28 protein-coding genes are annotated in these 25,579 nt (G+C 61.1%); 17 read left to right on the top strand and 11 right to left on the bottom strand.

Annotated elements, in window-relative coordinates; all coding sequences use genetic code 11:
- Nucleotides 1–6: 6 nt before the first annotated feature.
- A complete protein-coding gene (locus ACI2KA_RS01295; protein ID WP_404498487.1) occupies nucleotides 7–2,016 on the bottom strand; it encodes an ATP-binding protein in 2,010 nt (669 codons plus the stop codon).
- A gap of 381 nt (nucleotides 2,017–2,397) precedes the next feature.
- Between ACI2KA_RS01295 and ACI2KA_RS01290 the strand changes: the two genes are divergently transcribed.
- The 4 genes from ACI2KA_RS01290 (at nucleotide 2,398) to ACI2KA_RS01275 (ending at nucleotide 5,809) form a co-directional block, all read left to right on the top strand.
- Nucleotides 2,398–4,191, top strand: coding sequence for an acetolactate synthase 3 large subunit (locus ACI2KA_RS01290; RefSeq protein ID WP_404498485.1), 1,794 nt, complete (start codon nucleotides 2,398–2,400; stop codon nucleotides 4,189–4,191).
- 19 nt (nucleotides 4,192–4,210) lie between these two features.
- Nucleotides 4,211–4,783, top strand: coding sequence for an acetolactate synthase small subunit (gene ilvN / locus ACI2KA_RS01285; RefSeq protein ID WP_137452997.1), 573 nt, complete (start codon nucleotides 4,211–4,213; stop codon nucleotides 4,781–4,783).
- 131 nt (nucleotides 4,784–4,914) lie between these two features.
- Nucleotides 4,915–5,283 carry an ArsR/SmtB family transcription factor gene (locus ACI2KA_RS01280; RefSeq protein WP_404498922.1) on the top strand — a complete coding sequence of 123 codons (369 nt, stop codon included), beginning with the start codon at nucleotides 4,915–4,917 and terminating at the stop codon, nucleotides 5,281–5,283.
- Entirely contained in the window at nucleotides 5,276–5,809 is a 534-nt protein-coding gene (locus ACI2KA_RS01275; RefSeq protein WP_404498483.1) for an SRPBCC family protein, read from the top strand. Before ACI2KA_RS01280 ends, ACI2KA_RS01275 begins: the two co-directional genes overlap by 8 nt.
- 147 nt (nucleotides 5,810–5,956) lie before the next feature.
- On the opposite strand, the gene ACI2KA_RS01270 is transcribed toward ACI2KA_RS01275, so the two are convergent.
- On the bottom strand, nucleotides 5,957–6,802 hold the full coding sequence (locus tag ACI2KA_RS01270; RefSeq protein WP_404498481.1) for an aldo/keto reductase: 846 nt from the start codon (nucleotides 6,800–6,802) through the stop codon (nucleotides 5,957–5,959).
- Between the two features lie 162 nt (nucleotides 6,803–6,964).
- On the opposite strand from ACI2KA_RS01270, the gene ACI2KA_RS01265 reads away from it, so the two are divergent.
- A complete protein-coding gene (locus tag ACI2KA_RS01265) occupies nucleotides 6,965–7,558 on the top strand; it encodes a LysE family translocator (protein WP_404498480.1) in 594 nt (197 codons plus the stop codon).
- Between the two features lie 6 nt (nucleotides 7,559–7,564).
- Here ACI2KA_RS01265 and ACI2KA_RS01260 read toward each other — a convergent pair whose 3' ends face one another.
- The 3 genes from ACI2KA_RS01260 to ACI2KA_RS01250 are packed head-to-tail and all read right to left on the bottom strand — an operon-like array spanning nucleotide 7,565 to nucleotide 9,268.
- Nucleotides 7,565–8,353, bottom strand: a complete 789-nt coding sequence (locus tag ACI2KA_RS01260) for an anti-sigma factor family protein (protein WP_404498478.1) — start codon at nucleotides 8,351–8,353, stop codon at nucleotides 7,565–7,567.
- Complete coding sequence (locus tag ACI2KA_RS01255) at nucleotides 8,350–8,904, bottom strand: sigma-70 family RNA polymerase sigma factor (RefSeq protein ID WP_404498476.1); 555 nt, start codon at nucleotides 8,902–8,904, stop codon at nucleotides 8,350–8,352. The genes ACI2KA_RS01260 and ACI2KA_RS01255 overlap by 4 nt, the downstream gene beginning before the upstream one ends.
- Nucleotides 8,888–9,268, bottom strand: a complete 381-nt coding sequence (locus ACI2KA_RS01250; protein ID WP_404498474.1) for a hypothetical protein — start codon at nucleotides 9,266–9,268, stop codon at nucleotides 8,888–8,890. The genes ACI2KA_RS01255 and ACI2KA_RS01250 overlap by 17 nt, the downstream gene beginning before the upstream one ends.
- 132 nt (nucleotides 9,269–9,400) lie before the next feature.
- Between ACI2KA_RS01250 and ACI2KA_RS01245 the strand changes: the two genes are divergently transcribed.
- Together ACI2KA_RS01245 and ACI2KA_RS01240 are read left to right on the top strand one after the other, a co-directional pair.
- Nucleotides 9,401–9,760, top strand: a complete 360-nt coding sequence (locus ACI2KA_RS01245; RefSeq protein ID WP_404498472.1) for an ArsR/SmtB family transcription factor — start codon at nucleotides 9,401–9,403, stop codon at nucleotides 9,758–9,760.
- Nucleotides 9,757–10,239, top strand: coding sequence for an SRPBCC family protein (locus ACI2KA_RS01240; RefSeq protein WP_404498470.1), 483 nt, complete (start codon nucleotides 9,757–9,759; stop codon nucleotides 10,237–10,239). Before ACI2KA_RS01245 ends, ACI2KA_RS01240 begins: the two co-directional genes overlap by 4 nt.
- Before the next feature lie 6 nt (nucleotides 10,240–10,245).
- Here ACI2KA_RS01240 and ACI2KA_RS01235 read toward each other — a convergent pair whose 3' ends face one another.
- The gene (locus tag ACI2KA_RS01235; protein ID WP_404498468.1) at nucleotides 10,246–10,728 is read right to left on the bottom strand and encodes a DUF2269 family protein; all 483 of its coding nucleotides are present in this window, start codon (nucleotides 10,726–10,728) and stop codon (nucleotides 10,246–10,248) included.
- Nucleotides 10,728–12,014 carry an SDR family oxidoreductase gene (locus ACI2KA_RS01230; protein WP_404498921.1) on the bottom strand — a complete coding sequence of 429 codons (1,287 nt, stop codon included), beginning with the start codon at nucleotides 12,012–12,014 and terminating at the stop codon, nucleotides 10,728–10,730. The genes ACI2KA_RS01235 and ACI2KA_RS01230 overlap by 1 nt, the downstream gene beginning before the upstream one ends.
- 124 nt (nucleotides 12,015–12,138) lie before the next feature.
- Between ACI2KA_RS01230 and ACI2KA_RS01225 the strand changes: the two genes are divergently transcribed.
- Entirely contained in the window at nucleotides 12,139–13,266 is a 1,128-nt protein-coding gene (locus ACI2KA_RS01225; protein WP_404498466.1) for an ATP-dependent RecD-like DNA helicase, read from the top strand.
- Nucleotides 13,267–13,272: 6 nt separating this feature from the next.
- Here the strand turns inward: ACI2KA_RS01225 and ACI2KA_RS01220 are convergent, their stop codons facing one another.
- Nucleotides 13,273–13,971: a MerR family transcriptional regulator gene (locus ACI2KA_RS01220; RefSeq protein WP_404498464.1), complete on the bottom strand. Its 699-nt coding sequence runs from the start codon at nucleotides 13,969–13,971 to the stop codon at nucleotides 13,273–13,275.
- A gap of 232 nt (nucleotides 13,972–14,203) precedes the next feature.
- On the opposite strand from ACI2KA_RS01220, the gene ACI2KA_RS01215 reads away from it, so the two are divergent.
- Together ACI2KA_RS01215 and ACI2KA_RS01210 are read left to right on the top strand one after the other, a co-directional pair.
- Entirely contained in the window at nucleotides 14,204–14,959 is a 756-nt protein-coding gene (locus tag ACI2KA_RS01215) for a pyridoxine 5'-phosphate synthase (protein ID WP_404498462.1), read from the top strand.
- A gap of 71 nt (nucleotides 14,960–15,030) precedes the next feature.
- Nucleotides 15,031–16,296 (top strand): NAD(P)/FAD-dependent oxidoreductase, encoded by a 1,266-nt coding sequence (locus ACI2KA_RS01210; protein WP_404498460.1) that lies wholly within the window; start codon nucleotides 15,031–15,033, stop codon nucleotides 16,294–16,296.
- A 223-nt stretch (nucleotides 16,297–16,519) separates the two neighbouring features.
- On the opposite strand, the gene ACI2KA_RS01205 is transcribed toward ACI2KA_RS01210, so the two are convergent.
- Entirely contained in the window at nucleotides 16,520–17,566 is a 1,047-nt protein-coding gene (locus tag ACI2KA_RS01205) for an NAD(P)-dependent alcohol dehydrogenase (RefSeq protein WP_404498459.1), read from the bottom strand.
- 187 nt (nucleotides 17,567–17,753) lie between these two features.
- Between ACI2KA_RS01205 and ACI2KA_RS01200 the strand changes: the two genes are divergently transcribed.
- Nucleotides 17,754–18,692 (top strand): AraC family transcriptional regulator N-terminal domain-containing protein, encoded by a 939-nt coding sequence (locus ACI2KA_RS01200; protein WP_404498457.1) that lies wholly within the window; start codon nucleotides 17,754–17,756, stop codon nucleotides 18,690–18,692.
- Nucleotides 18,693–18,752: 60 nt separating this feature from the next.
- On the opposite strand, the gene ACI2KA_RS01195 is transcribed toward ACI2KA_RS01200, so the two are convergent.
- Complete coding sequence (locus tag ACI2KA_RS01195; RefSeq protein ID WP_404498919.1) at nucleotides 18,753–19,637, bottom strand: SDR family oxidoreductase; 885 nt, start codon at nucleotides 19,635–19,637, stop codon at nucleotides 18,753–18,755.
- Nucleotides 19,638–19,746: 109 nt separating this feature from the next.
- Between ACI2KA_RS01195 and ACI2KA_RS01190 the strand changes: the two genes are divergently transcribed.
- The 4 genes from ACI2KA_RS01190 to ACI2KA_RS01175 all read left to right on the top strand — a co-directional run bounded on the left by ACI2KA_RS01190 (nucleotide 19,747) and on the right by ACI2KA_RS01175 (nucleotide 22,320).
- Entirely contained in the window at nucleotides 19,747–20,160 is a 414-nt protein-coding gene (locus ACI2KA_RS01190; protein WP_404498455.1) for a winged helix-turn-helix transcriptional regulator, read from the top strand.
- Between the two features lie 164 nt (nucleotides 20,161–20,324).
- Nucleotides 20,325–20,978, top strand: a complete 654-nt coding sequence (locus ACI2KA_RS01185) for a TetR/AcrR family transcriptional regulator (protein WP_404498453.1) — start codon at nucleotides 20,325–20,327, stop codon at nucleotides 20,976–20,978.
- A gap of 49 nt (nucleotides 20,979–21,027) precedes the next feature.
- Nucleotides 21,028–22,047, top strand: coding sequence for a ketol-acid reductoisomerase (gene ilvC / locus ACI2KA_RS01180; RefSeq protein ID WP_269340770.1), 1,020 nt, complete (start codon nucleotides 21,028–21,030; stop codon nucleotides 22,045–22,047).
- A gap of 138 nt (nucleotides 22,048–22,185) precedes the next feature.
- Nucleotides 22,186–22,320 carry a type II toxin-antitoxin system Phd/YefM family antitoxin gene (locus tag ACI2KA_RS01175; RefSeq protein WP_404498451.1) on the top strand — a complete coding sequence of 45 codons (135 nt, stop codon included), beginning with the start codon at nucleotides 22,186–22,188 and terminating at the stop codon, nucleotides 22,318–22,320.
- Nucleotides 22,321–22,324: 4 nt separating this feature from the next.
- Here ACI2KA_RS01175 and ACI2KA_RS01170 read toward each other — a convergent pair whose 3' ends face one another.
- Nucleotides 22,325–22,774, bottom strand: coding sequence for an RbsD/FucU family protein (locus ACI2KA_RS01170; protein WP_404498449.1), 450 nt, complete (start codon nucleotides 22,772–22,774; stop codon nucleotides 22,325–22,327).
- A gap of 252 nt (nucleotides 22,775–23,026) precedes the next feature.
- Here ACI2KA_RS01170 and ACI2KA_RS01165 point away from each other — a divergent pair, with 252 nt between their 5' ends.
- Together ACI2KA_RS01165 and ACI2KA_RS01160 are read left to right on the top strand one after the other, a co-directional pair.
- Nucleotides 23,027–24,271: a PLP-dependent aminotransferase family protein gene (locus ACI2KA_RS01165; protein WP_404498447.1), complete on the top strand. Its 1,245-nt coding sequence runs from the start codon at nucleotides 23,027–23,029 to the stop codon at nucleotides 24,269–24,271.
- Nucleotides 24,272–24,589: 318 nt separating this feature from the next.
- Nucleotides 24,590–25,573 carry an ABC transporter substrate-binding protein gene (locus ACI2KA_RS01160; protein ID WP_404498445.1) on the top strand — a complete coding sequence of 328 codons (984 nt, stop codon included), beginning with the start codon at nucleotides 24,590–24,592 and terminating at the stop codon, nucleotides 25,571–25,573.
- The last annotated feature ends 6 nt before the right edge of the window (nucleotides 25,574–25,579 follow it).

Below are 25,579 nucleotides of genomic sequence, written 5' to 3'. Positions count from 1 at the left end.
TTGTCCTCAGTCCTTGCGGTAGAGACTGCCGAGCGGCTTTTTCAGCAGGCTTTCACGCAGTGAAGGGCGTGGATCGGCCGGAGGTGGGCCATTCTGCGCCTGCATCTGGAAACCGGCCCTGCGCAATTCGTTGACGGCCCCCGTGGTGGTGTCCGGTGCTGGCGGATTGGGCAGGGCTGGTGGTGTGCGTCCCGGCAGCATGTCCGGCCGGTAGGGTTCGTATCCTTCCGTTGCGGCCGTCCCCAATTCTCGCTTCCAGCGATCGATATCGTCGGTCTCCCGGGGCGGCGGTGTCGGTTCCGGCAGATCGGACAGGGCCGCTTCCACACTTTGCTGGAAGCCGGTGATGACCGGCCTGCTTGCGGCGCGCATGCGGGTAACGATGGCATTCAGATCGACCGTGTCGGGCGTTTCATGCGGTGCGTGACTGACGGAGCCGCTCGCTTTCGGCAGCTTGGCGGCCGCCACGCGGTCGAAGCGCATCCGCATCGGCACGCCGACCGCCTCGCCAAAGGCGATGGCTTCGCCATTGCCGATGGAGGAGAGAAAGCTGGTGGAAGAGGCGGAGGCGTTCGGCACGGCCGACAGGATGATTCTCTGGTCGATCTCGTTCGAGAGCCGCATGGCGAAAACGGTCGAGCATTGCGACAGGATGGTCTGGTCCAGCTCACTGGGGCGCTGGCTGATGACGCCGAGCGAAATGCCGTATTTGCGGCCTTCCTTGGCGATCTGGGCGATGGATTGCCGGGTGGGGAAAAAGCCGCGTTCGGGGTCGGCCGGAACGTAACGGTGCGCTTCCTCGCAAACCACCAGCATATGCAGCGAACCGCGCGCCAGCACCGCCAGTTCGAAGGACATGCGGCACAGAACGGAGACCACCGAATTCACCACTTCGGAAGGGATGCCCGAGAGCTGGAACACCGAAATCGGTTTGCCTTCCCCGGGAATACGGAAAATATGCGCGACGGTTTCCAGAATGGTGTCGCTGATCGTATTGCTGGAGAACATGAAATTGTAGCGCGGATCGTTGATGGCCGAGAGGATGCGGCCCTTCAGGGAGCGCAGAGCCGGCTTTTCGCCGCGCCCCTCCAGCCGGCCGATGCGCTCGTCGATGAGGGCGAGGAGATCGGCCATGCGATAGGGTACCGGCGTATCCGGCGTGATCGCGCTTTTGTCGGAGGTGCGGCGAACCGCGGAGCCCTCGGTGCCGCGAAACGCCTTTTTCGCATCCGGGATGAGATCGCGCAGGAAATCCATTTCTTCCGGCACGGGCTTGCGGCCACGGAAGACGACTTCCGCAAATTCCTCAAGGCGCATCAACCAGAAAGGAAGGTCGAGCGTATCGGTATCGATAACGACCGAATGATCGGGAAAAGCGGCGGCGAATTCGTTGTGCGGATCGAGAATGAGGACGCGCAGTTTCGGGTCCGTTTCGATCGCCTTGTGCAAAAGCAGGGAAACCGCGGTGGTCTTGCCCACGCCGGTGGAGCCGACCACGGCGAAATGTTTGGAAAGCATCTGCTGAATGTTGATGGCCGCGCCGATCGTGTCGTCCTGTGTCAGCTTGCCGATGACGCAGCTGTCGCGCTTGCCGCTGTCGTAGATCTTTGAAAGATCGCTGGTGCGGATGCGGTGCGCCACAGCGCCAAGATAGGGGTAGCGGGAAATGCCGGTGGAAAAGCGCTCGCTGCCGTCCTCGGTGCGATAGACCTCGCCCATCAGCTCCACGTCGATCAGCAGCCTGTTCGGCCTGTCCGGCGCCCAATGGCCTTCGGCCGTGCGCATGGCATGCACCAGCGCCGCGACGCGGCTCGTGCCCATTTCGATGGAGATAAGGCGGCCGACGGACCAGAGTTGCGCGACATCGGTGGAGCCGGGCTCCGTTTCGGCGGCGATGGTGGCATGGGCGCCGTCGCAGGCGATGACGCGGCCAAGCAGGCGGTTTGCCGGTTGCTCGCCGGATCGCCGTTCGTTTTCGTCCATGCGCGACGCCTTATGAAACGCGTTATTATTCACATCTTATCCCGGGACATGCGGTTGGGCGCGGTGGTTCGGGCAATATCTGCGTCCTCGATAATAAAAGATTATATTTAACAACCTGTGTATCGATTCTGTTCGAAAATTTCGTTGCCGGCGTCTTTCGGGCAATAAAAAAAGCGGCCGCCGATTTTTTCCGCAATATGCGTTGACGGCAGGCGCTTTTCTGGCTAACACTCCGGCCCATGAAAAATCTTAACGTACTTATCGTGGTGGGACGGCGCATGGGCAGGATGGTGTAACCATCCGGCGAAAGCACCCATGCGCTGAACGAGGCTCCTTAAGGGGCCTTTTTTTATGTCTTCAAACAGGCCCTCGGGCTCCTCGATATCCAAAGCCAAAGCGGGATGGAAACAGGCAATGACGGATAAGGACAATACGGAAAACAGCAATCGCATGACAGGTGCGGAGATCGTTCTCAAGGCGCTGAAGGACAACGGCGTCGAGCATATCTTCGGTTATCCGGGCGGTGCCGTACTTCCGATCTATGACGAGATTTTCCAGCAGGAAGACATCCAGCACATCCTCGTGCGCCACGAGCAGGGCGCCGGCCATGCGGCCGAAGGTTATGCCCGCTCCACTGGCAAGGTCGGCGTCATGCTTGTCACCTCCGGTCCTGGTGCGACCAATGCGGTCACCCCGCTGCAGGATGCGCTGATGGATTCCATTCCGCTCGTCTGCCTGTCCGGCCAGGTTCCCACCACGCTGATCGGTTCCGACGCGTTCCAGGAATGCGATACGGTCGGCATCACGCGCCCCTGCACCAAGCACAACTGGCTGGTGAAGGATGTCAACGAGCTGGCGGGCATCATCCACGAGGCCTTCCGTATTGCGCAGACAGGCCGTCCCGGTCCTGTCGTCGTTGATATTCCGAAGGATATCCAGTTTGCCACCGGCACCTATACGCCGCCTTCCGCCTCGGTTCAGCAGAAGAGCTACAAGCCGAAGGTTCAGGGTGACCTCAACGCCATCCATGCGGCCATCGAACTGATGTCGAAGGCGAAGAAACCGGTTTTCTACACCGGCGGCGGCGTCATCAATTCCGGCCCGGAAGCCACCCGCCTGCTGCGCGAGCTGGTCGAGCTGACCGGCTTCCCGATCACCTCGACCCTGATGGGTCTCGGCGCCTATCCGGCATCCGGCAAGAACTGGCTCGGCATGCTGGGCATGCACGGTTCCTACGAAGCCAATATGACGATGCATGATTGCGATGTTCTCGTCTGCGTCGGCGCGCGTTTCGACGACCGAATTACCGGGCGCATCAATGCGTTCTCGCCGAATTCCAAGAAGATCCACATCGACATCGACCCGTCCTCGATCAACAAGACGGTTCGCGTCGACGTGCCCGTTATCGGCGATGTCGGCCATGTTCTGGAAGACATGGTTCGCCTGTGGCGCGCTTTGCCGAAGAAGCCGGAAAAGGCGCAGACCGCCGACTGGTGGGCGCAGATCGAGCGCTGGCGCGCCCGCAATTCCTTCGCCTACAAGAATTCCAACGATGTCATCATGCCGCAATATGCGCTGCAGCGGCTCTATGAGGCATCGAAGGGCCGCGACACCTACATCACCACCGAAGTTGGCCAGCACCAGATGTGGGCGGCGCAGTTCTTCGGTTTCGAGGAGCCGAACCACTGGATGACCTCGGGCGGCCTCGGCACCATGGGCTACGGCCTGCCGGCGGCCATCGGCGTTCAGGTTGCGCATCCGGACGCACTGGTCATCGACATTGCCGGTGACGCCTCGATCCAGATGTGCATCCAGGAAATGTCCTGCGCCATCCAGTACGGCCTGCCGGTGAAGATCTTCATCCTCAACAACCAGTATATGGGCATGGTGCGCCAATGGCAGCAGCTGCTGCACGGCAACCGCCTGTCCAACTCCTATACCGAAGCCATGCCCGACTTCGTCAAGCTGGCGGAAGCCTATGGCGCGGTCGGCATGTATTGCGACGATCCCAAGGAACTGGACGACAAGATTGCGGAGATGATCGCGGTCAAGAGGCCGGTCATCTTCGATTGCCGCGTCGCCAATCTCGCCAATTGCTTCCCGATGATCCCGTCTGGTAAAGCCCATAACGAGATGCTGTTGCCGGACGAGGCGACGGATGAAGCGGTTGCCAACGCCATTGACGCCAAGGGCCGTCAGCTAGTCTGAGCCGGGAGAGGAAAAGGACATGAACGCACACCTACAACCCACCGGCTCCGCCTATTTCATCCAGAAGGAAACGGCTGCCGTCGAAAATCACACGCTGTCGGTTCTCGTCAGCAACGAGCCGGGCGTTCTCGCCCGGGTCATCGGCCTGTTTTCCGGCCGTGGCTACAACATCGAAAGCCTGACGGTTTCGGAAACGGAACACGAGGCGCATCTGTCGCGCATCACCATCGTCACGCGCGGCACGCCGATCGTGCTGGAGCAGATCAAGGCGCAGCTGGAGCGCATCGTGCCGGTGCACCGGGTTCTCGATCTCACTGTTCGTGCCCGCGAACTCGGGCAGGAACGGCCGATCGAGCGCGAAGTGGCGCTCATCAAGGTTGCGGGTTCCGGCGAGGACCGCGCCGAGACCCTGCGTCTTGCCGATGCGTTTCAGGCCAAGGTGGTGGATGCGACGGTGGAGCATTTCATCTTCGAAATCACCGGCAAGTCATCCAAGATCGACCAGTTCGTGGCCATCATCAAGCCGCTCGGCCTGATCGAGATCTGCCGCACGGGCATTGCTGCGATGAACCGCGGTTCGCAGGGGATGTAATCTCCCTGTTCGGCGCAGGTGCTGGACTATAAGCCCGCGGTTCGCCGCGGGTTTTTTATGGGCGTCATTTCCGCCATTCAATATTCAACCATATGGTTGACTTTCTGGATCGGCGCGTTATATTCAACAATATGGTTGAATTATCTGTTCCACAGCTCGACACTGTCTTTCATGCTCTTGGCGACGCGACGCGGCGGACGATGCTGCGTGACCTTTCCCTTGGCGAACGAACGATAAGCCAGTTGGCCGAACCGTTCGACATATCGCTGGCTGCGGCTTCCAAGCACATCAAGGCGCTGGAAAATGCCGGGCTGATCCACCGCGAGGTGAGGGGGCGCACCCATGTCTGCCGGCTGGCGCCGGAACCGCTGGCGCAGGCGCATGAATGGCTGGGCTTCTATCGGCAGTTCTGGAACAGCCGTCTCGATATTCTCGAGCAGATGCTCCGGGAGGAGGAGCAGGGGAAAAACCCTGCAGATGGAGGAAATGACAATGGCTGATATGACAATGCCTGACGCCTATGGTCGTCTCGCCGAGCCCTCGACCCTGAAGATCGAACGGCTTTTGCCCGGGCCGATCGAGCGGGTTTGGGCCTATCTGACACAAAGCGATCTTCGCCGCCGCTGGCTGGCATCGGGTGAAATGCGGTTGGCACCGGATGCGCCGTTCGAACTCGTCTGGCGCAATGACGAGCTTTCAAATCCGCCCGGTCACCGGCCGGAGGGCTTTTCCGAGGAGGAAAAGATGGCGTCCCGCATCATTGCCGTCGTTCCGCCGCATTGCCTTGTCTTCAGCTGGGGCGATGGCGGGGAGGTCTCGATCGAGCTTCAGGCTCTGGGCAAGGACGTGCTTCTGACGCTGGTTCACCAGCGGCTGGTTGACAGGAAGACCAGGCTCGATGTCAGCTCCGGCTGGCACGCGCATCTCGATATTCTTGCTGCCCGTCTTCTGGAGAGGGAACCGGGACCTTTCTGGGATGCCTGGCTGTTGCTGCGGAAAGAGTATGAGCAGCGCATACCCTCATAAAATACGCTCGGCCATCGGGATTGACGGCGCGGCTTGCCGCGCCGTTACTGGCTGTTCCGGTGGCGCGGCGGTGTCGTCCCGCTTCTCATGTTCCGATTCAACCGCTTCAGCGCCTGATTCCGGAATGCCTCTTAACTCCATGTCCCGTCAGAGCATTTCCAATGACGTCTTGCGGGTCGGTGGCGGGAAGGCGGCATCGAGGGTGGCCCAGTCTTCCTCGGTTATCTCAAGATCGGTCGCGCCGCGGTTTTCTTCCACTCGGGCGGTGCTGGCGGATTTCGGTATGGCGATGACGCCGTCTCTTTCCAGCAGAAAGGCCAGCGCCAGCTGCGCCGGCGTCGCCTGATAGGCCTTGGCGATGCGGATGAGTTCGTGGTTTTTCAGGATGCGGCCCTGCTCGATGGGGGAATAGGCCATCAGCGGCACGCCGCGCTCCTGGCACCAGGGCAGCAGCGAGAATTCCGGTCCGCGCCGGGAGAGATTATAAAGCACCTGATTGGCGGCGCAGTTTTTGCCATCGGGTACGGCGAAAAGCTCCTCCATGTCGTCGGTATCGAAATTGGAGACGCCCCAGTCGCCGATCTTGCCGTCGCTCTTCAGCCTTTCGAAAGCCGCCACGGTTTCTTCGAGCGGATGCTCGCCGCGCCAGTGCAGCAGATAGAGATCGATGTGGTCGGTGCCGAGCCGTGCAAGGCTGCGCTCGCAGGCCTCCGCCGTGCCTCGGGCGCCGGCATTCCACGGATAGACTTTGCTGACCAGAAACACCTCGTCGCGGCGGCCGGCTATGGCCGCGCCGACGACCTCTTCCGAGCGGCCATCGGCATACATTTCCGCCGTGTCGATCAGCCGCATGCCGAGATCGATCGCCTTGCGGATGCTTTCGACCTCCTGCGGCGCGGATGATCTCGTCTCCCCCATGTTCCAGGTGCCGAGGCCAAGGGCTGGAACCTCTTTTCCGGACGGAAAGCTAACGGAAGGAATGTCGTCATACATCGTTTCGCTCCAGCGTTGTCGAGTGAGAATAGTCTTTTGCTTCGACTTCTCAAACCCGGCATGGCGCGGATCGATCCATCAAAAAAATTGACCCCGTCCATCTGCCCGCCGGGGTGGTCTGATGGTTGTTGCGTGGCTAGGGTCGCGGTCACAGGAGAGACCATGACCGTTGAAACTTTCGTTGCCCTGGTGCTGTTTGCCTTCACCACCTCCATCACGCCCGGCCCGAACAATATGATGCTTTTTGCCTCCGGCGTGAATTTCGGGTTCCGCCGCACTATTCCGCATATGCTGGGTATCGGGGCTGGGTTTCTGTCGCTGTTGATCGGGGTCGGCTTCGGTCTCGGGGCGCTGCTGCATTCGGTGCCGCTGCTCTATACCGGGCTGAAATTTGCGGGCGGGCTTTATCTCGTCTGGATCGCTTGGGAGATCGGCACTTCCCGCAGCCTGAACGAAGGTACGGCCGCAACGCAGCCGATGAGCTTCCTTGCCGCTGCCGCGTTTCAGTGGGTCAACCCCAAGGCCTGGGTGATGGCGGTGACGGCGATGGCGACCTATACCAACGAAGCGCAGTATTTCGTCACTGTTCTGGTCGTCGGTGTGGCCTTCGCAGCCGTCAACCTTCCCAGCGTTTCCACTTGGGCCGGTTTCGGCTCTGCGCTGCGCGACTGGCTGTCCGTGCCGGTCCGGCTCAAATGGTTCAACATCACCATGGCCGTTCTTCTTGTCGTCAGCCTCTGGCCGATGCTGAAATAACAGTCTTCAGGTCGGGAACTGCCGGTAACATTCCTCGGCGATCGCCTGCACCTCGTCGCGCGTCAGTTCGGCGGAAACGGCATAACCCAGTTCGTTGTCGATCCAGTAGAAGGTCTCGATACCGTCGGCGCTCGCCATGCGGAAGCTGGTGGTACGGTTTTCCTCGTTATGGCCGATCAGAACCGTCACCCGGCGGCCGGTCTTGTCCTGATACATCAGCATCGCGCCCGGCTTGCCGCTGACGGGGATGAGGCGTCCGCCGACGAGGTCATAGCCGATCTTGGAAAGATCGGGGATGGCGAAGGGGTAACCCAGCCGCTTGCCGAGCCATGTCGCGAGATGCTGCTGCTCTCCGGCGCCGACCTCGACGGGATGGCGGACCTCGCTCGCATAGATGAGATAGGCGGATTTCGCCTGTGCCGGAATATCCGTCGTCATGGATGCAAGGGTCACATCCTGGGGGGTGGAAAAAGACGATGGCAAAAGCCTGCCGGTTGCGGCACCCGCCACGAAGATCATAAGCGCCGCCGCCGTCTGCAGGAGAACCGGTTTTATCCGCCATGCGCGGTCCGGCTTTTGCGGGCCGAGCATCGAGGCGTCATGCGGATGGGCGGCGGCATAGGAGGCGAAGGCATTGCGAAGAATGTCCGCCTGTTGTTTCCAGTCCTGCACGCGGGCGCGTTCTTCGGGTCTTTCCGCCAGCCAGGCCTCGACGGCGGCGCAATCCTCGTCGGAAAGAAGCCCGTCGACATAGGCGTGCAGATCGTCTTCGGTTATGGCCTCCAGCCGTGTCATCGTGGTCTCCGCAGGGGAATGATATTATCCGCCGCCAGCTGCTGGCGAAGGGTTTCGCGGGCGCGGGACAGTCTGGACATGACGGTGCCGAGCGGGATCGCCAATGTCTCTGCCGCCTCCTGATAGCTGTAGCCTTCCACCGTCACCAGCATCAGCACCGCCCGCATGTCCGGTGGAAGAAGGGCAAGCGCGCCATGCAGCCGGTCGTTCTCCAGCGTATCGGAAAGCGTGTCGGCGACAGCGATGGTTTCATGGCCCTCAAGACTCTCGGACGGATGACGTTTCTCGGCGCGGTAGCGGTTGCGATAAAGATTCGTCATTATCGTGTAAGCCCATGATTTCAAACCTGTTCCGCGCCATTGCCTTTTATTGGCAAGGGCCTTTTCCACACAGTCCTGCAGGAGGTCCTCGCCATCGGCGTCGGAGCGGGAAAGGCTGCGGGAATAACGGCGCAGCATGGGTATCAGGGCCAGCATCTCCGCCTCGAAGCTGCCGGCTGCGGGGGAGTAGCTCCCCCGCGTTCCAGTCATGCCGTCAGGGTTTTGCGGCATCCCACACACCGTTCATGCCATCGCCGGTGGCGTCGCCCTTCTTGGCATCCTTGATCCAGTAATAAAGCGGCATGCCGTCCTTTGCCCACTGCATCTTGCCATCCTTGCGTGTCACGAGGGAATAGGCGCCTTCCGCCTTGTCGCCGGCGGCCGCAAGAAACGGCGGCCAGTTCGTGGCGCATTTGTCATAACAATTGGATACGCCCTTCTTGTCGTTCTTGAAAGTGTAGAGCGTCATGCCTTTTTCGCCTGCCAGCATATTGCCCTTGGCGGTCTTGACCGTTTCGACCGCAGGGGCGGCATAGGCCGTTCCGGCAAAGGCCAGAACGAGGGCGGGAACGATAAAGCGGATCTTCATGGACATATCCTCCTTGGTTCGGGCGGGCTCAAGCCGCCAGCACATCAAGAGACACCGGTGCCCGCCGGTTTATTCCCGTTTCGGGATATTTTTAAACTTATCCATTGAGCTAAGTGTTTAGTCGTGATAGTTAGCCTTATGGAAAACTATTCAGACGCGCTCGACGATATCTTTCAGTCTCTCGCCGATCCGACCCGCAGGGCGGTGATCCTGCGGCTGGGTGGCGGGGAGGCGAGCATCGGAACGCTGGCCGAACCTTTCGACATGGCCCTGCCATCCTTCATGAAACATATCCGCCAGTTGGAGGACGCGGGGTTGATCGTGACGCGCAAGCAGGGGCGGGTGCGGTTCTGCTCGCTGGAAAAACAGCGGTTTTCCATGCTCGATGGCTGGCTTTCGCAACAGCGCGCCATCTGGGAGGGCCGCACCGACCGGCTCGAACAATTCGTCATGGCGCAACAGGACAGGATGTCCGGCAAAGGGGAGAATGAGCAATGACCGAGACTTTCAATCCCGATCTCGACCTGAAGATTTCACGCATCATAAGGGCGCCGCGCCGGCTCGTCTGGAATGCCTGGACGGACAAGACCAGCCTGGAACAATGGTGGGTGCCGCATCCCGGCCAATGCCGGGTGGAAAAAATGGAGCTTTATCCCGGCGGCGCCTTCGAGACGCGCTACAGCGAAGACGGCAGGGAGTTCGGCCATCATGTCAGCGGCTGCTTCCTGGCGGTGGATCATGAGGAGCGTCTCATCTTCACCGATGCGCTGACCGCGGGTTTCCGGCCCTCCGCCCAGCCGTTCCTCACCGCCGTGATGACGTTTCGCGATCATCCCGAAGGCATGGAATATGTGGCCTATGCCATGCACAACAACCCTGCCGACCGCGACAGGCATGCGGAGATGGGGTTCTTCGAGGGCTGGAACACGGTTGCCGAGCAGCTGGCGCAGCTTGTCGAGAAGCAGGCGGCGCATTGAGCCGCATCAGCCGAACAGGGGAATATCCGGCTTGTTGAGCATCAGCCAGATGATGCCCAGGACCGCGAAGAAGGCGGGAAAACCGCAGGCGAACCAGATGTGGTAAAGGCGGAACCATTGCGCCGGCAGGTCTTGTCCCGTGGCGGCGCAGTTGCGGGCAATGTCCCGCAGCCGGATCTGGATCCACACCACCGGCAGCCAGAAAATTCCGGTGAAGACGTAAAGGCCAAGCGAAAGGGCGATCCAGCCTTCGGTCAGGGGCCAGCCGATGGTGCGCGCGAGAAAATAGCCGGTCACCGGCTGGATGATCGCGGCGGTGGCGGTGAAGATCGTATCGGCAATGACGACCGTGCCGGCCACATGGGCGATCAGAGCCGGGTTTGCCGTTCGCCGCGCCATGACCATGAAGAAGGCGATGCCCGCGCCGGTGCCGAACAGCACCGTTGCGCCGATGACATGGGCGAGCCGCAGCAGTTCCTCAAGCGTCATCAGCGTTCATCCAGCGTGGCGAGGGCAACGAGTGTCAGGGCGAGTGAGGGCAGGACCTTGACGAGGGGGCCGAGCGGATCGAGCCACAGGCCCGGCTCCAGCAGGCTGCCGCCGGTCAGATAGGCGGCGCTGACCAGCAGCATGCCGATGAGCGCCTTTCCGGCCAGCGGCCGCCACAGGACGATGACGCCGAGGGCGATATCGATGAGGCAGGTGGCAAGCGTGAGGGCGATGGCCGGCGTCTGCGGCATGAACGGCAGGAAATGCGCTGCCGCTCCATTGATGTTCAGCAGCGGTATGAGGCCGGATAACAGCCAGAATAACGACAGACAGAGGATGAGCAGCGGTTTCAGGAGATAGGATCTGGCAAACCACAGGTCCTGCACGCCGCAAGGGTGGGCGGCCAGCGTCTGTTCCAGGGTCTTGAGCGCTATCATCCCCGGTTGCGTCTCTTGCTGCGAGACGATGCCTTCGGACATGACCGTCATGGCGGTTGAACGCAGCGGCGAGCGCCAGCCGAGTTTGCCTGCGGCATCCGCCAGCAGACTGACCGGGTGGATAAGGGCTGTCGGAAGGTTCACGACCGGAGCGGCGGGCAGACCAAGCCATTGCCGGTGTATGGCGATCACGTCGCGCAATGTCAGCGTTTCCTCCGCGGCGAGTTCGAGATCACTGCCCGGCGGGATTTCACCATCGACGGCCGCGCAGACGGCTGCCGCCACATCATCGACCGCGACCGTTCGGACAGGCATTGCGCCATTGACGAGCGGCAGGACGAAAGGAAAGCCGGCAAGCGCGCGCACCAGCGCCGTGCCGCCATGGGCATTGCGCCCGACAACCAGCGCGGGGCGCAGAATGACGTAAGGCAGGCCGCTCGCAGCAAGCGCTGTGTCGGCACGGCGTTTGGTGGCGAGGAAGGGCAGGCCGGCGGCGGCTCCCGCCGTGCGGGCCGATATCTGGATCAGCAGCCTGCCCTCCGCCTGTGTCGCCGCCTCGTAGAGCGCCAGCATCGCCTTTTCCTGCGTCGCGGCAAGGTCGTCCGACAGACCGTCCTGAAGTGCGCCGGCGCAATTGACGATGGCGTCATGGCCAGTGACCAGCGATGACCAGTCTTCCCCGCGCGCCATCTGGGAAAGATCGGCCGAGACCCAGTTGGCGAAAGGCCATTTATGCCGGGCGCGGCTTGTGGAACGCGCCAGCCCGGTCACGGCATGACCGCGCCGGTGCAGGCTTCTGAGAACCTCCGAACCGATGAACCCTGTCGCGCCGAGAATCAATATCTTCATGCGCGGCATGATAGCGACCATGGCTTAAAAACCAGCCGTGTTTTATTACCGCATTCTCGCGGGATGATTCATCTTTCGTTCTTTTTCTGTTGCGCATCAGGCTCGAATCCTGCGATGAGGACGCATGTTATTTTCACCGCAACAGGACGAAGCGCTCAAGGCTGTTTCCCGCTGGCTGAAGGAAGGCCGGACGCCGGTTTTCCGGCTGTTTGGTTATGCCGGAACGGGCAAGACGACGCTTGCCAAACATTTTGCGGAAAATGTCGATGGGGAGGTGCTGTTTGCGGCCTTCACCGGCAAGGCGGCGCAGGTGCTGCGTTCGCGTGGCGCGACCAATGCCCGCACCATCCATTCGCTGATCTACCGTCCGCGTGGCGAAGAAACGGTGGAGGACGAGGAAACCGGCAAGACCTCGATCGCGCCGATGTTCTCCATCAACCGCCAGAGCCCGCTCGCCAAGGCAGCGCTCATCATCATCGATGAATGTTCGATGGTGGACGAGCAGCTCGGCAAGGATCTGATGAGCTTCGGCACGCCCATCCTCGTGCTTGGCGATCCGGGGCAGCTGCCGCCGGTATCGGGCGGCGGCTTTTTCACCGAGCAGGAGCCGGATTATCTGCTGTCGGAAATCCATCGCCAGGCCAAGGACAATCCCATCATCCATCTTGCCATGGATGTGCGCGAAGGCCGCGAGATCATGCGCGGCGATTATGGTTCCGCGCAGGTGATTTCCAAGTCGGAGGTGACGCAGTCGCTGGTTCTGGAGGCGGATCAGGTGCTGGTCGGCACCAATCGCACCCGCCGCCGTTACAATCAGCGGCTTCGCGAATTGAAGGGTTTTTCGGTCGATTACCCGCAATCCGGCGACAAGCTCGTCTGCCTCCGGAACGATCCGGCCAAGGGCCTGCTGAACGGTTCGCTCTGGCAGGTGATGAGTTCCTCGCGCGAGACGGTGAAACCCGGCATCAACCTGATGATCCGGCCGGAAGACGACGATATGGATCGCGGCGCGGCCAAGATCAAATTGCTGAAGGCGGCCTTCGAGGATGTGGAGACCGAAATTCCCTGGTCGACCCGCAAACGGTACGACGAGTTCGATTTCGGTTATGCGCTGACCGTGCACAAGGCGCAGGGCTCGCAATGGAACAATGTGGTTCTCTTCGACGAGAGCTACGCCTTCCGGGATTCGCGCGAAAGGTGGCTTTACACCGCCATTACCCGCGCCGCCGAGACGCTGACGATCGTTCGCTGATCGTGGTCAGGCGCGGATGACGCCGAGCAGAACCGCCTTGGCGACCGCCTGAAAGCGGTTGCTGGCGTTGAACTTGCCGATGATCTTCGCCTCCAGCGCGTTGAGATCGCTGCCCGTAAGCCCGAGCGCTCGGGCAAGCCGCACCGGCGCGTAGCCCTCGGCCATCAGTTCCAGGCATTTCCGTTCGGTATCGGTGAGGGCTATGTCCTTCGTCGGTCCCCGCTCTTCGCCATCCATGCCGTCCGCGTCGCCATCGCTGACAAGCAGCTCCTCGATCTGCTGGGCCTGGCGCTGAAGGGTGGAAAGCTCGGCCGTCAATTCCCTTTTCCGCTGCCGCAGCGCGGCGTGGAATATCTCGTCCGCTTCCTCCTGGGACAGGGAACGCACCAGCTTTTCCATGATTTCGGTGATTGCGGCGACGGAAATGCCGACTTCTCGGCAGACATTGATGACGGCCATGCGCTGGACGTTGCGGTGGGAATAGACCCGCATCTGGCCGATGCGCCTCGAGGTCAGCAGCGCCTTTTCCTCGTAAAAATGCAAGGTCCGGTGGGTCACCCCGAAGATATTGGCCATGTCGGCGATAGGGACCGGTTCCGCGGGCAGGGAGGAGGGCAGGCTTATGTCGGGTAGAAAGCTGCTGATCCTGAGATTGGGTTTGTCCTCGTCGCCGTGACTTTCGAACGGCATGCGGCCATCCTGCATTGTCTCCCCCTTTGCGCTCTCCGGCAGCGTGCCTGCCTTTTTAAGGCGTCCGCGGCTTGTTCCCCCAAGACGGACGCATTTTCGATCAAGACATCATGCCAAATGCTGCATCAGAACCGTAACGTGTATCGGGTGTTTTTGTTCCCGCGATAATAAAAAATTTATCGGCCTCCTTGCGATTGGCGTCAACCTGCGTGAAACAGGGTGTCAATTCCGAACCGGAGCCGATCTCATGCCCGCAAAACTTTCCGTCAATCTGAACGCAATTGCCATGTTACGCAACCGCCGCGATCTTCCATGGCCAGATGTCGCCCATTTCGGGCAGATTGCACTGGCGGCGGGGGCAAGCGGCCTGACTGTACACCCGCGACCCGACCAGCGCCATATCCGCTTTTCGGACCTGCCCGTTCTGCGCGCCCTGATCGACGACCGCTTCCCCGGCGCAGAATTCAACATCGAAGGATATCCGACCGAGGATTTTCTTGTTCTTTGCGAAAAGACGCACCCGGAACAGGTGACGCTGGTGCCGGACGATCCGTCGCAGGCGACATCCGACCATGGCTGGGATTTCCGCAAACATGCGGTCTTCCTGAAGGACGTCGTGGCGCGCCTGAAGGCCGGCGGCATGCGGGTCTCGCTGTTTGCCGATGGCGACGGTGAGCGCGAACCCGTGGAACTTGCTGCGGAAACGGGTGCCGCCCGCATCGAGCTCTATACCGGTCCCTATGGCGGCTGTTTTGACGATCCGCAAAAGGCTGACGTGCTTGTAGAAACGCTCGGGCAGACGGCGGATCATGCGGCCGCAGTCGGGCTTGCGGTCAATGCCGGCCATGACCTGACCGTTGCGAACCTGCCCAAGCTGATGAAACGTATTCCCAATCTCGCCGAGGTCTCGATCGGCCACGGGCTGACGGCGGATGCGCTGGAATATGGCATGGCTGAAACAGTCCGGCGTTTTTGTCAGGCCTGCGGTCAGCCTAATTCATAACCGAAGTCAATTTTTTCGCCTATGCTCTGGCTGCGCATGCTCCGTGCGCGAGCTTTTGAAGGCAGAGACATATGCAAGAACATCACGTTGTCGTCGTGGGTGGAGGCTTCGGCGGTTTGCAACTGGTACACGGGCTGGAGGAGGCCCCTGTCCGCATCACACTGATCGACCGCCGCAACCATCACCTGTTCCAGCCATTGCTGTATCAGGTTGCGACCACGGCGCTGGCGACATCCGAAATCGCCTGGCCGATCCGCCATCTTTACCGCGATCGCAAGGAGGTGACGACCCTGCTGGCGGAAGTGACCGGCATAGACCGGGCGGCGCGAACCGTGCATCTGAATTCGGGTGAGGCGATCCAGTTCGATACGCTGGTGCTGGCCACGGGCGCCCGCCACGCCTATTTCGGCCATGACGAATGGGAGCGTTCCGCTCCTGGCCTGAAGACGCTGGAGGATGCTACGACCATCCGCCGCCGCCTGCTTCTGGCGTTCGAGCGGGCTGAACTCGCCACCAGCGAGGAGGAGCGGCAGGCACAGCTGACCTTCGTCATCATCGGCGCCGGTCCGACGGGTGTGGAAATGGCGGGCATGATCGCCGAGCTGGCCCACAAGGCGCTGCCGGCGGAATTCCGCAATGTCGATACCCGCAAAGCCCGTGTGCTGCTCGTCGAAGCAGGTCCCCGTGTCTTGCCGGTCTTTACGGAAGATCTTTCGGCTTACGCGAAAGACGCGCTTGAGAAACTCGGGGTCGAGGTTCTGCTCGGGACGCCGGTTACGGCCTGCAGCGACGCGGGCGTGACGGTGGGGGAGACCCATTATCCCTGCCGCACGGTTGTCTGGGCCGCCGGTGTGCAGGCTTCTCCCGCCGCCAAATGGCTCAATACCGCCGCCGACAGGGCCGGGCGCGCCGTCGTCGGGCCGCATCTTCATCTCGAGGACGATGAAAACATCTTCGTCATCGGCGACACGGCCGCCGTCAACCAGGAGAATGGCAAGCCGGTGCCCGGCATCGCGCCGGCTGCGAAACAGCAGGGTGGGCATGTGGCGAAGGTCATCAGGGCGCGGCTTTCCGGCCAAGCCTCGCCGGCACCGTTCCGCTACAGCCATCAGGGCAATCTGGCCACCATCGGCAAACGCGCGGCGGTGATCGATTTCGGCAGGTTCAAGCTCAAGGGCGTGCTGGCATGGTGGATATGGGGGCTTGCCCATATCTACTTTCTGATCGGGACGCGTTCGCGGCTTGCCGTGGCCTGGAGCTGGCTGTGGATCTATCTGAGCGGCCAGCACAGCGCGCGGCTGATTACCCAGAAAGAGACGCTGAAGGACGAGGCCTGAGGGACTGCGGACAAAGGAGAGGGCGGGAAGCATGGCTTCCCGCCCTTTCTCTACGGTAAGTGCTCCACCTCTCTGCCGCCCTGCCGGCTCTGAGCCCGCATCCAGCCAAGGCGCGTCTGCGCGGCGAAGAGAGCTTTTGCGGTCAAGGACGTGATCGCGCTGGCCCCGGATCTAGTCCGGGGTGACGAAGTGCGGATGGGGCGCGTGCGTCCCCATCCCACGTTCACGCGTCAAGCGAGGCCATGTCGATGACGAAGCGATACCGCACGTCGCTTTTCAGCACGCGTTCATAGGCTTCGTTGACGTCCTGGATGTTGATCGTCTCGATCTCCGAGACGATGTTGTGCTCGCCGCAGAAATCCAGCATGTCCTGGGTTTCCTTGATAGAGCCGATCATGGAGCCGGACAGGCTTTTTGCGCCGATGATGAGCGAGAAGGCGTGCACCGGGATCGCATGTTCCGGCGCGCCGACCACGACCATGCTGCCCTTGGGCTTCAGCAGGCCGAGATAGGCGTTCCAGTCGATTGCGACGCCGGCCGTGCAGATGATCAGGTCGAAGGCGCCGGCCAGCGTCTCGAAGGTCGAGGCGTCGCTGGTGGCGTAATATTCCTTCGCGCCGAGCTTCAGGCCGTCTTCCTTTTTCGACAGCGTCTGCGACAGCACGGTGATATCCGCGCCCATGGCCGCGCCGAGCTTGACGCCCATATGGCCGAGGCCACCCATGCCGACGATGGCGACCTTCTGGCCGGGGCCGGCGTTCCAGCGGCGCAGCGGCGAATAAAGCGTGATGCCGGCGCAGAGAAGCGGTGCGGAGGCATCGAGCGGCAGGTTGTCCGGGATCGACAGGACATAACCTTCCTTGACGACGATCGAGTCGGAATAACCGCCATGGGTGGCAGTCTTGGTATGCGGATCGACGTCGTTATAGGTCTGGACGAGGCCAGGCATATAATGTTCGTTGTCCAGATCGCGGGTGGCGCAGCCGACGCAGGAATCGACGAAGCAGCCGACGCCGACATGGTCACCGACCTTGAACTTCGTGACCTTGGAACCGACAGCCTTGACGACGCCGGCAATCTCATGGCCGGGAACGATAGGGTAGACGGCGTTTTTCCATTCGTTGCGGACGGTGTGGATGTCCGAGTGGCAGATGCCGGCATATTTGATATCGATGACAACGTCGTCATCGTTCGGCTCGCGGCGTTCGAAGGTGAACGGGGTAAGCGGCTTCGATGCGTCGGTCGCAGCGTAACCTCTTGCAATAGCCATCTGAATATCCTTTCGGGAGTTGGGGACGGCGGACTATGCGATGGAAGTTGGAAGGGGCGTTAGAGCAATCCTCCGAGCTTCTTGCACGATCCTGCAAAAATATGCGGCGTGCTCTTTGCGCCGGCCGGATGACTTTCTAGATAAATGGCACCAGACGCGTCGCTTTCTCCATTCAAGGGATTCCCCCATGTCCTTGCCGTTCAATGTCTACCAGGAGATCGCCTCCATCGCCGCGCGATACGCCACCCAGGACGGCGAGGTGCAGACAGCGATCGAATCCCTCGGCATCAGCCGGCGCACGACGCCCAGCGCGCCTTGCCATGGCAGCTACCGCCCGTGTCTGGCAATGGTGATTCAGGGGTCGAAAAGCGTTCAGCTGGGCACGGATACCATCAATTATGGCGCCGGCGACTATCTCCTGACCTCGCTTGACCTGCCGGTTGCCTGGCGGGTGGTGGAGGCCAGCAAGGAGGTGCCGCATTTCTGTATCGCGCTTGCCATCGACAGCGAAAAGCTGCTCGATCTCATGCGGCGCGTGCCGATCGATCCTCCGACGGAACCGGCGGACGCGCAGCGCGGCATCGTCGTCAACACCGCCACGCCGGAACTTCTCGATGCCGCCATACGGCTGCTGCGCTTGCTCGATCGTCCAGCCGACATTGCCGCCATGGCGCCGCTGATCGAGCAGGAAATCCTCTATCGCATCCTGACGGGACCGGCCGGCGGGCAGCTCATGAACATCATCGCGGCCGGCAGCCATGGCAACCGTATTGCCCGCGCCATTGCCTGGCTACGCGAGAATTTCGCGCGCCAGCTGCGCATCGAGGATCTGGCCGATCATATCGGCATGAGCGTGTCGTCCTTCCATCACCATTTCAAGACGATTACGGCCATGACGCCGGTGCAGTATCAGAAGCAGCTGCGGCTGCATGAGGCGCGCCGGCTGATGCTTGCGGAACGGCTGGATGCGGGCACGGCCGGCCATCGCGTCGGTTACCAGAGCCCGTCGCAGTTCAGCCGCGAATATAGCCGCTTCTACGGCCTGTCGCCGTCCCGCGATATCGACGCTTCGCGTGAGATGATGGCGGCGGAACAGGCCGTTTCACCTTCGGCCCTCCGGGCTTGAGCAAAGGTTACTGTTTTAAAGCCCGTTCCGTCCCGGCGCGGGGTGGAACGGGCGGACATTTCAGCCGAGCAGTGCGGATTGATGCGCGCTGAAGAAATCCGCTGCGGATTGCGGCGTCGCACCTGTCAGCGTTTCGAAGTCTCGGGTCAGGATGTCGAAGTTTCCGGCGGCGATATTGGCGTCGACGGAGGCGATTATGCCGGCGATGATGTCCGGCAATCCCGCTGATGTCATGGCCTGCTTGAGCTGCTCCGGCGTGACCTGCACCACGGCAAGCGGCTTGCCCGTCACCTCGCTTATCAAAGAAGCCAGATCGTCGGCCGTCGATGTTTCCGTTCCGGTCAACGTATAGGTCCGGTTTTCCGCCGGCCTCAGCAATGCGGCGGCGGCGGCATGGGCGCAGTCTTCCCGGGAGATATCGGCGACCCTGCCGTTACGCCGCGCTGTAAACCATTGGCCGTTTTTCAGATTTTGCGGCATGCCGTGCAGGTGGTTGTCGAAATACCAGGCATTGCGCAGAATGGTGTAGGGCAGGCCGCTTGCCCTGATCGCCGTTTCCGTTCCCAGATGATCGGGTGCGAAGCTGACGAGCGACTTGTCGGGGCTCGGCATCGACGTATAGGCGATATGCCGGATACCGGCTTTTGCGGCGGCCTCCACCGCCGTTTGATGTTGTCTGAGGCGAAGGCCGGGGACCATGATCGCGTCGGTGGAGATGACCAGCAACGTCGCGATTCCGGAAAAAGCCGCGTCAAGCGATGCGGGGTCGTCGAAATCCGCCCGTCTGGTTTCGACGCCCCTTGCGGCAAGTGCCGAGAGCCGGGACGTGTCGCGGGTGGCGGCAACGATATTGGCCGCTGGGACATGGTAGGTTTCCAGCAGGTGGCGGATGACGGCCTGTCCAAGCTGCCCGGCAGCGCCGGTCACCAGAATTCTGCTCATGATTTATCCTTTCGGTGGTCTCAAAAAGAGAGCAGCACTAAAATAGGAATTGCCGAAAGGCTGTAAAGAAGGCAGGTTCTTGGCGGATCGTTACCAAAAGGGAACCGAGTTCATGACCGCTGTCAGGCCCGCACTGCACGAAAATACGCCGGACGAGGCCTTCGGGCTGGTATTTTCCGCCACCAGCCTTGCCGATTGCCCGGTGCGGGATGTGATGAGCCAGATCGGTGGCAAATGGTCCACTTTGCTGCTGGGGGCGATAGCGTCGAAGCCCTACCGTTTCGGCGCATTGCGGCGCATGGTGCCCGATATTTCCCAGCGCATGCTGACCCAGACGCTGCGCGATTTGCAGCGTGAAGGTTATATTCACCGGCAGGTCTTTCCGACGAAGCCACCGAGCGTGGAATACAGCATCACGCCGCTTGGCGCATCGCTCTACGCGCCGCTTAAAGTCGTCATTCAATGGGCGCTCGACAATCAGGACGCGATACGCGAGGCGAGAAGCCGGTTCGACATCGAGAGCTGAATGCCGATAGCTGCCACGCTTCATGCTGCGGTGCGTGGACATGCCGCAGCGCGTCAATTCTTCTCTGCCCCGAAGAATCCGCTTGACCGCGCAGCCGCCTCCGCTTAAATGGCGCTCGAACCGTACCGTACGGTACATTAATCGAGCCCCTGGAGTGGAAAGACTTGGCTTCCGACCCGATCACAGCGCAGGAATTTTCGCCGCGCCAGAACGCCGTTCTGGACCAGGCATTGCGTCTTTTGGTCGAGGGCGGCGAGAAAGCGCTCACCACATCCGGGCTGGCGCGCGCCGCCAACTGTTCCAAGGAAAGCCTCTATAAGTGGTTCGGTGACCGGGACGGCCTGCTGGCGGCGATGATCACCTTTCAGCAGAGCAAGGTCCGCACCTTCGAGAAGGCGGGCGACCGCGTCTCTGCGCCACAGCTTGCCGATCACCTTGAGGTTTTCGCGCATGACCTGCTGGACGTTCTGGCGGGCGACGTGTCGCTGGCGCTCAACCGTCTGGCCATCGGGCAGGCGAGCCGCGACGGTTCGAAGCTCGGCGATCTGCTTTTGGAACGCGGCCGTCGCCAGATCGACCGGCGGGCGCGCGGACTGATCGAGGCGGGTCGCCGATCCGGCTACCTGCGCTTCGATGACGCCGAGGAGGCGTATCGCAGTTTTTACGGTCTCATCGTGTCGGATCTGCATGTGCGCATGCTGCTGGGCGAAGCGCCGGACAAGGATTTTTCAGCCCGGGCGAAAAAGGCGGTCGTCGCCTTTCTGACGCTCTACGGGACGGAAAAGGTACATTCGGAACTCAGCGGCAAATTCGCCTGAGGCTCCGGTTCAGACAACTGAGAGACAAGCATTAGGGAAGGACCATAAAATGCGCGTTTATTATGATCGTGATGCCGATCTCAATCTCATCAAGTCCAAGAATGTCGTCATCGTCGGCTATGGTTCCCAGGGCCGCGCCCATGCGCTGAACCTCAAGGATTCCGGCGCCAAGAACGTTGCGATCGCCCTGAAGGCCGGTTCGCCGACCGTCAAGAAGGCCGAGGCCGACGGCTTCAAGGTCATGACCGTTGCCGAAGCTGCCAAGTGGGGCGACCTCATCATGATGGCGACGCCGGACGAACTCCAGGCCGACATCTACAAGGCCGATATCGCCGGCAACATCCGTGATGGCGCAGCGATCGCTTTCGCCCACGGCCTTAACGTTCACTTCGGTCTCATCGAGCCGAAGGCGTCGCTCGACGTCGTCATGATCGCACCGAAAGGCCCCGGCCACACGGTTCGCGGCGAATATCAGAAGGGCGGCGGCGTTCCCTGCCTCGTTGCCGTTCACCAGAACGCTTCGGGCAATGCGCTTGAACTCGCTCTCTCCTACGCCTGCGGCGTTGGCGGCGGCCGTTCGGGCATCATCGAAACCAACTTCAAGGAAGAGTGCGAAACCGACCTCTTCGGCGAACAGGTCGTTCTGTGCGGCGGTCTCGTCGAACTCATCCGCGCCGGTTTCGAAACCCTGGTCGAAGCCGGTTACGCCCCGGAAATGGCCTATTTCGAGTGCCTGCACGAAGTGAAGCTGATCGTCGACCTGATCTATGAAGGCGGCATCGCCAACATGAACTACTCGATCTCCAACACGGCCGAGTGGGGCGAATACGTTACCGGTCCGCGCATCATCACCGCCGACACCAAGGCTGAAATGAAGCGCGTCCTGCACGACATCCAGACCGGCAAGTTCACCTCCGAGTGGATGCAGGAATGGAAGGCCGGCGCTGCCCGCTTCAAGGGCATCCGCCGCAACAACGATGCTCACCAGATCGAAGAAGTCGGCGCCAAGCTGCGCGGCATGATGCCCTGGATCGGCAAGAACAAGCTGGTCGACAAGGCCGTCAACTAAGCTTCATCGCTTGGTGGAAGATATGGAGGCCGGGGCGAAAGCTCCGGCCTTTTTCATTGGCGGTCGCACCGATGTGTCTTCACTCGCTATTCCTTGTACGCACATGAATCTGTACATATTTGCGGGAAGGCAGTTCTCATGGCGAATGTGCGATTTACCGAGTTCCGGCAGAATCTCGCGACCCATTTCGACCGGGTTCTGGAAACCCGCGCGCCATTGCTTGTCACGCGGCAGGGCAAGGAGGCGGTCGTGGTGCTCGCCGATGGGGAATAGGCGCTCACTTCGGCGGGATAACGCCCTTCGTCAAAAGAAAGCAGCCGTAAAAACGCGTCTCGCCCGTGGTGATGACACAATAGGCCTGCTTGGCTTTTTCATAGAAGGCGAAGCGTTCGATGCCGTACATGGGGGCGGGTTTTCCTTCGGCGGCGTCAATTTCCCTCTGCACCTCGGCCTGAACCGGCTCCAGCTGATCGGGCGCGCCCATCACCTCCATGCGGCCGACCGAAGGCTGCAGCGGCGTGTCGAGCGGCAGTACGGAGAGGATCGCCTGCATGGCGCGGGCGGCGGAAATATTCTCCATGCGAAGGGCCTGGCCGACCGTGGTGTGGCGGGCAACCGAGTCGGACGGAAAATTGGTGTCGGAAATCACCAGCGTATCGCCGTGACCCATGGCGCGCAGCGCGTGCAGAACATCGGCGTTCAGCGCCGGGTCGATATTTTTCAGCATGTCATCAAACTCCCGTGATAGCGGCGCCGGTGACGGCGCGTGCCGGCAATGCAGCCGGAAAAGCCCGCTACGTCAATCGCAAACGGAAGATTGTGAAGCTTTGCACAAGGGTGTATTTGGCTTTGTCCGCGGCTTGGCGGCGGCGTGCAGGGAGGCAGAAATAATTCGAAAAACTGATAAGTCAGTATTGCTGACGTATCGACATTTCTGTAAAGATGCGCGCATAAAAACGACACAAGAGGAAACGTACCCATGCTTGATTGGGAACAAATTTTCGCCACGCGCTCTTCGCGCATGAAGGCGTCTGAGATCCGCGAGTTGCTGAAGCTGCTGGAGCAGCCCGATATCATCTCCTTTGCCGGTGGCATTCCGGACCCGGCTCTCTTCCCCGCGGAGGAATTCCAAGAGGCTTACGCGGAAATTTTTTCGGGCACGCAGGTCAACGCGGCGCTGCAATATTCCGTCAGCGAGGGTTACAAGCCGCTGCGCGAATGGCTGGCAGGCGAAATGGCCGGGATCGGCATTGACTGCACCGCCGACAATGTCTTCATCGTTTCCGGTTCGCAGCAGGGTCTCGATTATCTCGGCAAGCTGTTCCTGTCGCCGAAGGATACCGCGCTCGTCACCTGGCCGACCTATCTCGGTGCGCTTTCCGCCTTCAACGCCTATGAGCCGAATTACGATCAGCTCAATCCCGGCGGCAACCGCACGCCCGACGCTTACCGTGAAACGGCCGCCAAGCTTGGCGGTGCGGTGAAGTTCGCTTATCTCTCCGCCGATTTCTCCAATCCGACCGGCGAAACCGTCGATCTGGCCGGCCGCGAGAAGGTTCTGGCGCTGGCCGACGAGCTCGATATCGCCGTCATCGAAGATGCCGCTTACCAGTCGCTGCGTTACGATGGCGAGGCTATCCCGCCGATCATGGCGCTCGACATCGCCCGTTCGGGCGGCATCGAGAACACCCGCACCATTTATTGCGGCAGCTTTTCGAAGACGCTCGCGCCCGGCCTTCGTGTCGGTTACATCGTCGCTTCCGCGCCGGTCATCCGCAAGCTGGTGCTGATGAAGCAGGCCGCCGACCTGCATTCCTCGACCATCAACCAGATCGCCATCGAACGGGTCGCCTCGCGCGGTTTCGACAAGCAGGTGGCCAAGATCAAGGCCGCCTATAGCGCGCGGCGCGATGCGATGCTTTCCGCCCTCGACAAATACATGCCGAAGGGCACGCGCTGGACGAAGCCTGAAGGCGGCATGTTCATCTGGGTGACGCTGCCGGAAGGCATGGATGGCGCCGCGTTGCTGGCGAAATCCATCGCCACCGAAAAGGTCGCCTTCGTTCCCGGCCGCGCCTTCTTTGCGGATGGCTCCGGCTCGAACACGCTGCGCATCAGCTTCTCCTGCGCCAACGAGGCGATGATCGAGGAAGGCATGAAGCGGCTTGGGCGGTTGATTACGACGGCGCAGGCGGAAGCGGGCGAGGTGCTGCCGGCGATTTGAGGTGTGTGTGGTCTCGGCAGCGGTGGAGGTTGCGGCTCACCCCCCTCTGCCCTGCCGGGCATCTCCCCCTCAAGGGGGGAGATCGATTTGCGGCAAGGTCTCGCCCATCTCGACGCTCGAGAATGAAGCGGTGGTAGCGCTTCTTGCCGATCTCCCCCCTTGAGGGGGAGATGCCCGGCAGGGCAGAGGGGGGTAAACCGCGAGGGCCGAGAGGCATTGTTGCTCTCAATCCAGATCACACCCCAAAAATCCTGCCTGTCACATGCATGTTATGCAATCATGTTTAAGCGGTCCCACCAAACAACAGGGACTGGACCCATGAAAACGCTGCTCTCCGCTTTCACCGCCATCGTATCGCTCGGCTTCATCGCCACCGCCGCCAATGCCGCCGATCTGGTGCTTTACACCAGCCAGCCGAACGAGGATGCGCAGGCGACCGTTGATGGTTTCAAGGCCGCCAATCCCGGTCTCGAGGTCGAATGGGTACGTGACGGAACGCCGAAGATCATGGCCAAGCTGATGGCCGAGATCAATGCCGGCAATCCGGTTGCCGACGTGCTTCTGATCGCCGATACGGTAACGCTGGAGCGCATGAAGCAGGCCGGCCAGCTTCTGGCCCACAAGTCTGCCGAAGCCAAGAATATCGATGCCTCGCTTTATGACGCGGATGGCTATTATTACTCCACCAAGCTCATCACGACAGGCATCATGTACAACACTGCTGCCGCGATGAAGCCGACGAGCTGGAAGGATCTGGCCAAGGCCGAAGCCAAGGGTCTCGTGACCATGCCGAGCCCGCTGACCTCGGGTGCTGCGCTGATCCACGCGCAGACGCTTGCCGCCGCAAACGACCTCGGCTGGGACTATTACAAGCAGCTGAAGGCCAATGAAGCCATTGCCGGCGGCGGCAATGGCGCGGTTCTGAAGTCGGTCGCATCGGGCGAAAAAGCCTATGGTGTGGTTGTCGATTACATGCCGATCCGCGAAAAGGCCAAGGGCGCGCCGGTCGAGTTCGTCTTCCCGGAAGAGGGCGTTTCGGCTGTCACCGAGCCGGTTGCGATCATCAAGGGCACCAAGCACGAGGACGCGGCCAGGAAGTTCGTCGATTACGTGCTGTCGGAAAAGGGCCAGCTGGGCTTCGTCAAGCTCGGTTACATTCCCGTGCGCGCCGATGCCGGCATGCCGGAAGGCTTCCCGGCCCGTGACAAGATCAAGGTCCTGCCGCTCAACGCCGCCGATGCGCTGAAGAACTCCGAACAGGACCTCAAGACCTTCTCCGATATTTTCGGCTCCAAGGGCTGATATAGG

The sequence above is a fragment of the Agrobacterium sp. NPDC089420 genome, assembly GCF_044900305.1.
In the GTDB taxonomy this organism is placed as follows: Bacteria; Pseudomonadota; Alphaproteobacteria; order Rhizobiales; family Rhizobiaceae; genus Agrobacterium.
This window is presented reverse-complemented; position numbering and strand designations above follow the sequence as displayed.